Here is a 12,211-nt window from a genome sequence, read left to right as displayed (position 1 = left end):
TTCTTGTTTTTTAATTTCACCAACCAGATTTTAATATGAATTTAACGAGACAGTAGGGATTTTTGTGTCACTAGTCACGAAATGACGGGCTTATTTGACTCTATTTTAGCTCTAGTTTTCAAGTTATCTTATAGAATAATTAATAATCAAAGCTTCTTTCGTACTTTCATCGTAAGCAATCCACAACTCATCTCCAACAACTACACCATATACGGGTTCAATAGTCTGATTAATGTGGTAGGTAATGCCGTCTTTTTCAACGGTAATATTGGCTAATGGCCGCTCCCCTCGAGTACCGTCAAAATGAACGGAGAGCACTTTAGCCGCGCCCTTCTTACCTTGAAGTAATCGAGTTTCTTTCTGTAAATCGGCTATTTCCATAGTGACTGGAAGGACTGTACCTACATTCACAGACTGGTTTTCTGGCGCAAAGATACTATTGACTTTACGGATTCTATCCGACCCGCTAGTAATCATGACTTCCATAATCATCAGCTGCTTATTTTCAATAATGATTGGCATTTTCTGCACATGGATTACTTCACCCTGCAGGGAGAGTTGGTCCGATGCCTTAACTGTACTTACATTGCCGTAACTGAAGATTCTTGCCATCCCCTGAATCAGAATAAGGTTCGCTCGTTCACCAGTACGATATTCAAATCCGAAAGATTGAACGACAGGTATTGTATAATCGCGTCCTTCGGCTGTGAAGCGAAGTTGAAGGGCTTGTCCCCGGTTTACATTTCCATAACTTTCGATACGGGTGAGGATTGCATCTTTAATATGTACCGGTGTAGACTCCTGGGCCGCATGTTTAAGATCCTCTTCTGTGATGAACACAGCCTTGTGTTTTTTTCGGTTATAACTGATCATTACCAAATCGCCAATGTGAATAGGGTTCAGATAGGAGATGACCTGCTTGATTTCAACCTCTTTCATTTGACCTTCATCCTCAAACTGAACGATAAACCGGACCTGCGGACGTTCATTCACATATAAACCCGTTTCTTCCATATTAATAATTCTGCCCTGAACATGCTGACCATCTCTCATTTTTTTCATACTTGATTTCGCCAACATACGAGGGGCAAATGCGAAGCCAAAGAATAAGACTAGGACAATGAAGACCCAAGCCCCCCAGTTAATAACGATCGCTCCGCCTTGTTTTACATAATTCAAGAAACTTTGAATTGAGACTTTGTTTTCTTCTTCTTTGAGCATCCATCCTTCGATTTGCTCGCTCGAAAGTACCTTAGCCTCTTGGTTTTCCATATTGATATAGCCTGACGCAAGGTCTCCACCGCGATAGTAAAGGACGTTACTACCCAATTGCTTATGGAATTCAGTCTCGCTATTTTTTAGATTCTCGTAAGGCAGCTGCTCCAAAAGAACAGTGGCATCTTGAAATTTACCGGATTTCTCATTGAACACATATCCAATTACAGTTCCTTTTAATTCATCTTCTGCAGTAGATCCGGCGATCAGAACTTCTTCGTCATTCAAAAAGAATACACGGGCTTGATAAACTGGCTTTGGTGTAGGAAGCGCAGTTCCCCAATGCTTCTCATTCGCGTCATAAAATGATGCTTCTTCAGGGTAGTTCCCATTTTCGCGTACCAACTTGGCGTTATTGAAACCGAAGACATTGGAGAAGTGAGCGCCAGCCCGATCCTGTGCTGCAAAAGTCCCTTCATCCTTATTTTGAAGCAGCACAGATAAATCGCCATTTTTGTCTAGTATCCCGCTAACAAATGCAGTTCTATTGTCCTTTAAACTCACCGAAAATACTGGAACTGCCTGGTCGTTCTCAAAACTCCCATGCACTTCATCTATCCGAACAGGTCTGGCAGGAAGTAGACCTTCTTCGGCTAAATTCACTTTATCTAGCTTTCCATCTTTCACCTGCGCTACAAAAAATGCATGTGGCGATTCCCAAGCTACAATGAGTCTGCCACGCCAGGAATTAACCTTTGAACTCCATGCGGATGGAATTTCTATCGTTCCCTGAGCCAACTCTTCAAACTTTCCTGTTGAGTGGAAGTAATTTAATTGCAGCCCATGTGAATCGTCGTAGGTTGGGACGATGATTCCATCCTGCTGATAAGTCGCTGGCCCCAGTCCGGCTTGGAAGTTGGTATGTACAGTATTCTTATTAATTATAGTTTCCGTATCAGTATCAAAAAGATAAACATCATATTGTTCACGAAATCGGTCATCGTTTGAAAAGCCAATCAACTTTTTCCCCTCATCAAGCATATAAGCGCTCTCCAAGGATGGTGTTGAGACATCAATATATCTCATGTAATCTTTCCACATGTAAAAACTCAAAAATATTACCGGAATCAAAAACACCAAATTGCCGAGAGGTATCGCTCGCTTTTTTTTCATCCTGTTCCTCTCCCTTTACATCATATTAGTTCCACACTTTCAATGTAATGTGTTATGTATTGACCATGTTTATCCGATGGTAGGTATCACTTTAGTCTCTGTTCTCTTTCTTCATTACTGTTCCTTCAATTGCATCCTATCCTGTCGTGTTTTCTTCTTTAGTTATCCGCCTCCAACCTACATAGTTTAGAATTAACTAGATTCAATTGTACCAATGTTCATTTATATCTTTGAATTTAGCAAAGTCTTTTCTGTAATGTTCTAAATTGTAAAAGATGTGCACTTCTCACTCTTGCAATCTAATAAATTATACTAAAAATTGAAAGAATTAAAAAAGGCCACTGGTCCTAAAATCAGTGGCTTTTGTATATAACTATAGTACAATAATTGGCTTAACTTGAATACAGGGAGCAATAGGTGTTTGCAAAGTTGCCTGCAAGCAGATCTTCCTTTCGAATATAGAACTGCAATTCCCCAGCGTCCCACCAGCAGAATCCCACATCCTGATCGGAGTCTAGTGCGAGCAACACTAGAGTATCTTGCACTTCCTGCTTCGCTCTATCAGAATCACCTTTGAAATGATCCGTAATTTGCTTTAACGCTGAATCCATTGAATAGTCATACTTTTTGCCTGTCAACAGATGAAGAGCTGCTTCGTATTCACAATCACCATGCTGGGTAGATGGATAACCGAACATTACTGCCAGATTACTTGAGTCCCCTTCATTCAACTCGAAGCATAGCTCTTCATACTGATCATAATCATGCTCATCGTCTTCCACTATATCGTAATCTACATAACCATAATTGGGAATTTCCATCGTTGATCTGCCGCTCAATCGATATCCGGTAAACTCACCCTCAATGGCCGTCACTTCAGGAGAAGGGTAACGTTTAGCTTCCTGAAGCTTGTCTTCTGATAGATATATCACCTTGTGCTCGATTCCATAGGCAGGTTCATCAACTCCTACGAAAAAGTACAATATGCCTTTTACGGGTAGCAGTGCTGCTACATCATGATGTGTCAATTCACTTAAACGCAGCTGGGCCAGGAACGTCATGGAAGTTCCCTCTAAATCCACCGGCCACTCCACACTAGCAGGGAGATCTGGATCGCCTCCTATACGGGATAGGCATATTTCTTTGTATGTTTCGATCTCTTTCTTGGACAAGCGAATACCTTGACGTACAGACTCATTTAAGTAATCCATAATATGTTCGAGTTGATGCTCGCAAACAATTTGCTCGAGCTTATTTTGATTGTTACCACTTAGCAATCGATTCACCTTCCATATATAAAAATACGACGAGATTATAGATTTGCAATATTTAATACTACATAATTGTAACATATGGAAATGTAATGATATCATCTATTTAATGATGTTCATATTTCCTAGCAGTAACATCTTAATCATTGAATAAACGGGAGGAATCCATGACTTTTTTGCTTCTCATAGCAGGAATTGCTGTGAATACCATTCTTTGTGTATTTACGGGGGGGAGTGTTGTTATAGGCCTTGTTTTTTCCCTAATCGGACTGCCACATTCCAATTCCAAAAACAATTGGTTTTCGATGGACACGATTAAATTTGTACTGACCATTCTTTTCACATTGTTGACCTTGATTATATTCATGCTCATTACATATGCGAGTATTCGAACTGCGGGCACACTCGCATTCTCACGACTAGATTTATTTCAAGCCAAGAAGATGTTGCTGTTAGGGTTTATTCAGGGAGTCTTCTCTCTCACAGCATTTAAATGGCCTCTGCCTCGGTTTCTTGGGGCACTGAAATTAGATACTAAGCATAAGTGGGTCATTGCTAGCGGTTCTGTATTGAGTATTACGGGCGGTGGTATTACATGGTTGTACTTAATGTAAGACCATGATCTTACTGAAGAACGATCATTATTCCTAATGATTATGTGAAGGGTGAAATGAAACAAACGCTTATTGAACAACTGAATCAGTGGCATGAAGAAGCTGATCATCAGCAAATCGTAGATGTGCTGACAGCGATCTTAAGCGGAAAAGATCTAAATTAAGGTTCTGATTCCATACATCTCCCTGAGAGTCCACCTTACTTTTTATTGACACTGTTTGATTCGTTTGATCTCAACTTACATCAGCCCCTAACGCTTTAGATACGAAACTTATGGGGACCATTACTCGATTCAGTTATGAGAGTGGAAATGAATCTCTTTCAAAACGAAGCAGGAAATATATTTTATGCTATGTTATGATAAGAAACTCTTCTCTTAACTGATGTATAATTTTAATAGCGTGCTCTTTATTATTGCTTTAAACTACACCACCAATGAATTGAGGGAACAGACCGATGAAGCTTCAGTCGCTGTATGATGACTATTTAAATATAAAATTCAATAGAAAATTAACAACCGTTCAAACGGACAACTTTAAGTATGTATTATGTGAAGATGAAAGTTCAGAACTATTCTTGAATGGCTACGAGAACGAAACATTCAGCGCATGGATCTCTGAATTACAGCCGAGGGACCCCAATTACACGGCAAAGCCTGACTGGAATCCCGTACTTTCGAAGAACTTTACACAGTTAAATGTATACGATGAGTTAATCTTTTACTACCTGTTGTTTACGATTAATGCGACAACCTCAATTATTAAGATCAATCCGTACAATGTTATGAATGATTTCATGAAGGGTTATTCTTTTTTTCAGTTATCCCAACTGCCTAGTGTCACCGCATTAAATGAAAAACAACAAGCGGAGCTTAGAGATTTTTTCTTCTTTTTCTATCTCTATACGCATCCTGTTAACGAGGAAACCCTCCACTCCTTTTCATTCCGTGGGCAAGACTTAGTTCATACTAGAACAGGGATTAGAGTGGAACACTATCTTTCTAAATATCATGATTACTACCGAGACCATTTCGGCAATTATATGAATCAGATAGGTATATCCTCCGATGAAATCGATATGTGCAAGAATTTAACGAAGGAGCTGTTAAGGACAATCGAGGGTAAATCCAAGCTGACCATGCCCCTGGAGGAGGGTTTGGAGGGTCTATTACAGCTTATCAATAATGTTGATCTTTTGTTACATAAGTACCTAGAAAATAAATCAGAGGTTTTTAAAGTAATGGCGGAGTGTTTCACTATTGAGCGTTCAGGCCCTTATCGGGATCACTGCTTCAGAATGTTGCTACAGAATTATGTCACGTATATCCTTTACTTTAACTTTGATGAACTGAATGAGCTAGTGGATTACTTCAGCAATACTCCTTTATGGTGCGAAAAGATCATCAATACGATCTTTACCGATGCCATCTTTATTCAGAAGATTATACGGCAAAATCGTATAGACATAACGAAGTACAAAAATATAACAGATTTTTTCAATGAGAGCGCAAGGAGTATTTATCTTTAGTCAGATAATCTAAAATTCAAATGGAGACTTTAATTACAGCATCTTTATGTTCGGCTGCTTAGACATTGCCTAGATAGCTTCGCGTTATGTTTTGTAGAACAATTTTTCCATTCTTACTGTATTTTTCGAATAACTCTGACAGGAGAAAAACAAACCTTTTATACTCTTCATCATTTTTTTCGGAGCATAGGACGCTGATAAATTCCTTCCCAAAAAAGCATCATAATTAAAAAGTAAATCACTTTGATACTTTTTAAATTCATACTTTCCATCCTTAAAAAAGCTGTTGAATACTTCTGGAGTTTCCTCTATTCCACCGCTAAATCCATTGAAATTTGAACAGGTCTTTTGGCAAATTTCTGCATTCTCTTTAATAATCGGACTAGTTAAATCTCTGCTATTCCATACAAGAGCAACATTTGCCTGTTGTTTCAAAATCCGTTGACATTCGATTTTGAATATTTTTTTATCAAACCAATGAAATGCCTGGGCAACAGTTACTAAATCCACACTATTCCCTTTCAAAGTGGTATTTTCAGCAGTTGCTTTTATTGATTTAAAACGAGAATATAGTTTTAACGATTGCTCAGCCACCTTTCTCATTTCATCATTTGGCTCGACTCCAATAACATTTAAACCTCTTTCAAGCAGCTGGTGGCTAAATATCCCCGTACCTGAACCAATATCGGCCACAATCCGATCCTCTTTCAGTTGGTTAGCTGTAAACAAATAATCAATATATTCATTAGGGTAACTAGGCCGATATTTCGCATATATATCGGCTTTGTCGTTGAAATTTCCTGTTGTTTTCACAGTAATACCTTCTTCCTCACTATATTATGTACAGAAATAGGAACCAAATAGTTATATTTCATAAAATCACCTACTCTTTTAAGCTATTTTAGCATATTTCTTATTGAGCTAACCTACACAGACAGCCATGTTCAGCTCTCTTATTGCGCGAGCAACTTCTCCAGTTTCCTCTGCTAAGAATCCTATATGAATGAAAATATCTAGTTTCGACCATCCTCTCTCTTCATAATAGTCTTTAAACCATCGCTGAAATTCGTTAACGTTCATATCATGATCCCTTTTAGTTTAAAAAAGTTTAAATAATTTGTAATGATCTAGTCATAATAAGAGGGACTTTGTGGTTACAAAGCCCTTCCTTTCTATATTTATTATTCTGTAACATTTCTAACAAACAATTGCTTATTTTTATAAATAATTGTACTTACAATTGCAAGCATTAGCCCTGAAATAGCGAATACAATTCTAATTCCTAACAAATCTGCTAATAGTCCCATAACAAGAGAACCAACACCAAAAATACCCGTTCCAATAGTACCTAATGAGATATAAACAGTTGCCAAGTGTTCTTTTGTTACACTAGTTTGTATAATTGTTTGTTGTGGAATGTTTTTTATTTGTCCAAAAAATCCTATACAAAGAGACAAAAATAAAGCCACAATAGGAATACTATTCAAACTAAACAATATTGAAACTAGACTGCTAACAATTGAGCCATTAAAAATAAAGGTACTTAATTTCTTTTCAATAAAAGAAGAATATTTTATACAATAGATGCTTCCTAAAATCAAACCCAAAAAGAAAGTGCCATTGATAAATCCCCACCATTTTTCATCAACGTTTAAAGCATCGCTGACAAAAACAAGTAAAACAGCTGCAATCCATACCGTTCCTGCAATGGTATCGAAAAATTCTATACAAGCAATCCTTCTCAATACGGGAGTGTTAGATAAAGTTTTCCACCCTTCTTTGATCTGTTCTAGCTTGCCCTTAGGCTCAGTCATTTGATGACTTACATTTTCTAAAAGACATAACAACATACTTGATACAACAAACAAACATCCAACAAACCAAATGAGTTGTTGCGAACTTAAAATAATTAAAAACAAACTACCTACGAACCACATTACAGATTGAATAATTTGTGTAACAGTTTCAGCAATTCCATTAGCTTTTATTAAATATTTTGGCTTAACATAGTACGGAATCAATGCCTGTCTTATTGGATTTGCACAGCCATCAAGAAAGGCAATTAACCCTAAAATAAAAAAGATTAGATAATAGTTAGATACTGTAATGCCAATTAACAAAAAACCTAGAATAACAAGTAAAATTGTTTTTCCAATTTGAGACCAAGCCATTAACCATTTTAAATTTACTTTTCCAATCAAAAGAGGTGTAATTAGGCTAGAAATAAACATTGAAGAAGCAATTGTAAAGGGAACGAAAGCTGATGCAGTTGCAGAACCTGTTAAAACAAAAATAGTACTTATAATACTGACTATATATAATACATCACCTATATTAGCAAGTGACTGACCCCATAGTAATAAAGAAAAATCTCTATTCAATTTCATTATATATCCCCCAATATTTCAATAGAATTTGATTTATCATGGAGATATTAAATTGGACTATTCAATTAATAATTTCCTCCTTTCATATTTCGGATAATCTGGGGGATTTAGAATTATCACATTATTTTATCACCGTATTTGTATATATGAATTTTATTAGATTAAAACACCTAGTTTATTTATATTTGTAATTTAACATGAAGACCGATACGCTCATCCTGAGATTTACTTCTGGATATCAATCATTGCTCATTGTTTTTTAGTACGGATTTAACTGCTGTTTCGATTTCGGCGTACCCTGTACAGCGGCAAATATTCGAACCAAGCCATTCTTTAATTGTTTTATCATCAGCATTTGGATGCTGCTCGATAAGCGAATGACAATTCATAATAAAACCAGGAGTACAGTAACCACACTGAAACGCGAAGTTTTTAACAAACGCCTGCTGAATATCTGTGTTCTTCAACCCCTCAATGGTCGTAATATTTTTTTCAACGGCTTCGACTGCAAGCATCAAACACGATTTCATTGGCCAGCCATCAACATTCACCGTACATGCCCCACAGTCACCGTTTAAACAACCCGGTTTTGCCCCTGTTAAACCAAGCTTTCCTCTTATTACATATAGAAGTGTATCTGCCGACCTGACTATCACTGTGCGAATATCACCATTTATATTTAAAACAATCGTATGGGATTTCATGCTTATGGCACCCTTTCTTCAAACGAGTTCGCTAGTCTAATAAAAAGTGTCAAACTCTTGTGGCATCAAACGCTCTAAGACATCATGTAATAAATTCCGCAACACAAACAGCCTATATTCAGAAGACCCTTCCACATCATTTAAGATTGGACTTGGTAATGCTGCTAAAGCACCATCAATCCTATCTTCAATTGGCCATTCCTGATTATTTAAAGAAGCCTCCATTTTCTTGGATCTGAATGGAAATGGACATAGACCGCTCAAAGCAACACGCACTTCTTCACCTATTTTTAAAGCTGCAATCGTGATTAACGGATAACCAGTGTCCCATTGCTGGCGGTGTTTTATGCTGACAAAAGGGGCATCAATATATCTCTTATTCGTTACTAATTGAACGAGGAACTCGCTATTTTTTAGTTGAAGCGTTTCTTGAAAAATATCATTTATCGGTACCACTTTTATACCTTTAGGACCGGCAATAACCACTTGGCTTTCTGCTAATAAAAATGGTAGTACAGTCTCTCTGTAAAAAATTTGCGCACATATATTGCCACCAAGCGTAATTTTCCCGCGGGAAGTGTGATCGGCCACGCCTCTCGCCGTTTCTGTTAATAATGGAAAACGATTTGCTTCTTCAATTTTTGTAAGACTTAAAGTGCTTCCTAAAACAACAAAATCCCCATCAAACTGCATGACTTTACTTTCGGCAATGTCTTTCAAATCAATAACTGCTTCAGTAAAAGCAAGATTGATTCTTCCAAGGGTGATTAATTCCGTCCCACCCGAAATAAACATCGGCTTTTTCCCATTCATATCCATAGCTTGATAAAGATTCACCGCTTCTTTCAATGTAGCTGGCTTAAAATAATCAAAATCAAAAGCAAGCATTACCTTTTACCCTCCTTTGTTTTCCATATTAATTCTGGAATTAGAGGTAAATGATGAAGCGATACATCAGCAGCAACAGACAGTGCATTCCCTAGTGCACCTGGCATTCCAAGCAATCCGTGCTCTCCCACCCCACGTGCCCCGTATGGTGCTTGAAGGTCAGGAGTAAGAACAAAATCAACAAGATACTCAGGATTTTCACCATAATGAAGAGGTCGATAAGTACGGAGTTGAGGATTCAAAACCCGACCGAACTCATCGAAATAAAATGTTTCTCGTCCGGCAAACGCTAATCCCATACTCATTGCACCCATCACTTGTCCCAACGCGGCTTTTTGATTTAATACAGTACCAATATCAACAACCGTAGCCGCCTTGACTAATCGATACGTATAATCTCGTCGATCAAATTCCACTTCAACCCCGTACGCGGCAACCGTCCATTCTGGTCCAGGCCTCCCAGCTCCTGTCTCAGGATCCAAATGAGTCAAATGTCGTAAAATGAAATTTCCTTTGCCGATGATTTGGCCACCAATTGAGTTACCATTCGGATATTGATATCCATAGCATATATCTTTAAAATGAAGACCTGTGAAGGGGTTGTCACGCAAAAAAACCCGACTATGGGCCACTTCAAGATCTTCTTTTGGCACCCTTAGTACTGTTGAGGCAATTTCTTTTAGTTGATTGATGATATCGTCTGCAGCTTCTAGTAGGGCTCTACCCGCCATGTAGACTCCTCTACTTGCAACAGTCTTCCAATGTTCAGGTGTTGTTTGCGTATCAATCTCCATCCTGACATGAATTTTGTCCACATCTATTTGCAGCCTTTCCGCAAGAATCTGGGCAAGGATGGTTTTTGTCCCTGTTCCAATTTCAATGACACCTGACATTAAATTTATACTTCCATCCAGATTAAAAGTTAAAATCACACCTGAGGTGGCATTAGGATCAATCGTTGACGTTTTCCAGCTACAGCTAATTCCTTTCACCCTTACAAAACGGTCATTAATCTTCTTGATTTGTCCCTCGTCCCAACTAATTAATTCTCTTAATCTCACAATACACTTTTGCAAGTTACCAACATTACTTTTATTCAAAAGCACCCTCGTTGGCGTTGTATTTCCTGGCTTAATAGCATTTCGATAGCGCAGCTTAAGGGGATCAATCTGTAATTTTTGTGCTAGTAAATCCATGGTTCTTTCGATAGCAAATGAAAGTTCTGAATGACTAAAACCGCGATATGGTGCAGAATAAGGATGATTCGTGTACATACAGTACGAATCACACCATACATTTTCAATATTGTAGGGACCAGTGCAGTCAACTGCACCAGCTCTCGTCAAATCAATAGCTTTATCCGAATATGCCCCGCCATCCCATAAATAGCGAATCTCAGCTGCTTTGATTTTCCCAAAGTTGTCAGCACCAAATTTTATTTTTGCATCCAAGCCAATATGGCAAGGAGACATTAGAATATCTTCTTCTCTAGTATTTAATATTTTTACTGGCAACCCACCCACTGCTTTCGAACCTAAATAGGCGAGTATTTCGAGCTGCACAGATGCCTTTCCTCCAAACGCACCACCAACTAGAGGCGTTTCAACAATAATTTTACCAATATCCTCATTAAAATAACTCGCGATTAACTGTTTGACCATAAACGGCGCTTGTGATGATGTTATGATTTTTATGTTTCTATCAGGCGAAATCTCAGCAATGGAACATCTAGTCTCCATTGCGACATGGTCAGATGGAGCGAATGAAAAGTCTGCTTCTACTGTCATTTCACTTTCAGCCCAGCCATTTTCCATGTTGCCTTTACGGATTTTTATATGTGTGGCAATATTTGTTCCTGGGACCGGATAGGCATCTTCTTTTTTTTTATATTCATTTAAGCGTTCATGCACTAATGGTGCGTCCTTTTGAAAAGCTTGTGTCGGAGAATTAACTACCGGTAGCAATTCATAATCGACCATTATCCTGTCAGCAGCTTTTGCTGCTTGGCCTGGTGTATCAGCAACAACAAGGGCAACGGCTTCTCCATGGTAGCGTACCTTATCAACAGCGAGCGGCGGTCTGTCACGAATGTCCTCACCGATTAGCGGAAACTGTCCTCCAGTGAGAATCGCTCTAACCCCAGGCATTTTCTTCGCCTCAGCTGTGTCGATTTTAACAATTTTAGCATGTCCATAAGGGCTTATGACCACTTTTCCTGAGAGCATCGTGACCGAGTGATAATCGTGAGTGTATCTCGCTCTTCCTGTCACTTTATCCTGTGCCTCTTTACGAATGACACTTTTACCAATCACCTCCAAAACCATCCCTCCTTATTTTTTCATAGTTATTTATTAGGATTTGAAGATCTATTCCAATACTCGCGGATATTCCTTATGTTCATAAACAGTTTTAAAGGTTAATTACTAAAATG

General features: G+C 38.2%; 8 protein-coding genes and 2 pseudogenes. 2 read left to right on the top strand and 8 right to left on the bottom strand.

The genetic code is table 11. The features are described 5' to 3' along the window. Positions 1–123 precede the first annotated feature (123 nt). Positions 124–2,388, bottom strand: a complete 2,265-nt coding sequence (locus TX86_RS08335; protein WP_042347961.1) for a hypothetical protein — start codon at positions 2,386–2,388, stop codon at positions 124–126. 392 nt (positions 2,389–2,780) lie between these two features. Continuing rightward, entirely contained in the window at positions 2,781–3,665 is an 885-nt protein-coding gene (locus tag TX86_RS08330; RefSeq protein ID WP_042347960.1) for a YwqG family protein, read from the bottom strand. A gap of 161 nt (positions 3,666–3,826) precedes the next feature. Between TX86_RS08330 and TX86_RS08325 the strand changes: the two genes are divergently transcribed. Together TX86_RS08325 and TX86_RS08320 are read left to right on the top strand one after the other, a co-directional pair. Then, complete coding sequence (locus TX86_RS08325; protein WP_042347958.1) at positions 3,827–4,273, top strand: hypothetical protein; 447 nt, start codon at positions 3,827–3,829, stop codon at positions 4,271–4,273. Between the two features lie 457 nt (positions 4,274–4,730). Then, entirely contained in the window at positions 4,731–5,801 is a 1,071-nt protein-coding gene (locus TX86_RS08320; protein ID WP_042347955.1) for a hypothetical protein, read from the top strand. Positions 5,802–5,859: 58 nt separating this feature from the next. Here TX86_RS08320 and TX86_RS08315 read toward each other — a convergent pair. The 6 genes and pseudogenes from TX86_RS08315 to TX86_RS08295 all read right to left on the bottom strand — a co-directional run bounded on the left by TX86_RS08315 (position 5,860) and on the right by TX86_RS08295 (position 12,104). Continuing rightward, positions 5,860–6,614: pseudogene (locus tag TX86_RS08315) on the bottom strand (class I SAM-dependent methyltransferase). A gap of 126 nt (positions 6,615–6,740) precedes the next feature. Next, positions 6,741–6,881, bottom strand: a pseudogene (locus tag TX86_RS26645) (MazG nucleotide pyrophosphohydrolase domain-containing protein); the annotation flags it as partial. A 101-nt stretch (positions 6,882–6,982) separates the two neighbouring features. Further along, positions 6,983–8,188, bottom strand: a complete 1,206-nt coding sequence (locus TX86_RS08310) for an MFS transporter (protein WP_042347952.1) — start codon at positions 8,186–8,188, stop codon at positions 6,983–6,985. A 242-nt stretch (positions 8,189–8,430) separates the two neighbouring features. After that, complete coding sequence (locus TX86_RS08305; protein WP_042347949.1) at positions 8,431–8,892, bottom strand: (2Fe-2S)-binding protein; 462 nt, start codon at positions 8,890–8,892, stop codon at positions 8,431–8,433. Between the two features lie 36 nt (positions 8,893–8,928). Beyond that, positions 8,929–9,780 carry an FAD binding domain-containing protein gene (locus tag TX86_RS08300; protein WP_042347947.1) on the bottom strand — a complete coding sequence of 284 codons (852 nt, stop codon included), beginning with the start codon at positions 9,778–9,780 and terminating at the stop codon, positions 8,929–8,931. Then, positions 9,780–12,104 (bottom strand): xanthine dehydrogenase family protein molybdopterin-binding subunit, encoded by a 2,325-nt coding sequence (locus TX86_RS08295; RefSeq protein ID WP_042347944.1) that lies wholly within the window; start codon positions 12,102–12,104, stop codon positions 9,780–9,782. The genes TX86_RS08300 and TX86_RS08295 overlap by 1 nt, the downstream gene beginning before the upstream one ends. Positions 12,105–12,211: the final 107 nt, after the last annotated feature.

The sequence above is a fragment of the Bacillus massiliigorillae genome, from assembly GCF_000380245.2.
Classification (GTDB): Bacteria; Bacillota; Bacilli; order Bacillales; family DSM-1321; genus Bacillus_AD; species Bacillus_AD massiliigorillae.
Note: the sequence above shows the minus strand (reverse complement) of the source record. Positions and strands in the feature narration are given on the sequence as shown.

What these genes read in the sequence shown, in the direction of transcription:
- TX86_RS08335 (WP_042347961.1), bottom strand. Translation starts at nt 2,388, where the DNA reads ATGAAAAAAAAGCGAGCGATACCTCTCGGCAATTTGGTGTTTTTGATT.
- TX86_RS08325 (WP_042347958.1), top strand. Translation starts at nt 3,827, where the DNA reads ATGACTTTTTTGCTTCTCATAGCAGGAATTGCTGTGAATACCATTCTT.
- TX86_RS08320 (WP_042347955.1), top strand. Translation starts at nt 4,731, where the DNA reads ATGAAGCTTCAGTCGCTGTATGATGACTATTTAAATATAAAATTCAAT.
- TX86_RS08310 (WP_042347952.1), bottom strand. Translation starts at nt 8,188, where the DNA reads ATGAAATTGAATAGAGATTTTTCTTTATTACTATGGGGTCAGTCACTT.
- TX86_RS08305 (WP_042347949.1), bottom strand. Translation starts at nt 8,892, where the DNA reads ATGAAATCCCATACGATTGTTTTAAATATAAATGGTGATATTCGCACA.
- TX86_RS08300 (WP_042347947.1), bottom strand. Translation starts at nt 9,780, where the DNA reads ATGCTTGCTTTTGATTTTGATTATTTTAAGCCAGCTACATTGAAAGAA.
- TX86_RS08295 (WP_042347944.1), bottom strand. Translation starts at nt 12,104, where the DNA reads ATGGTTTTGGAGGTGATTGGTAAAAGTGTCATTCGTAAAGAGGCACAG.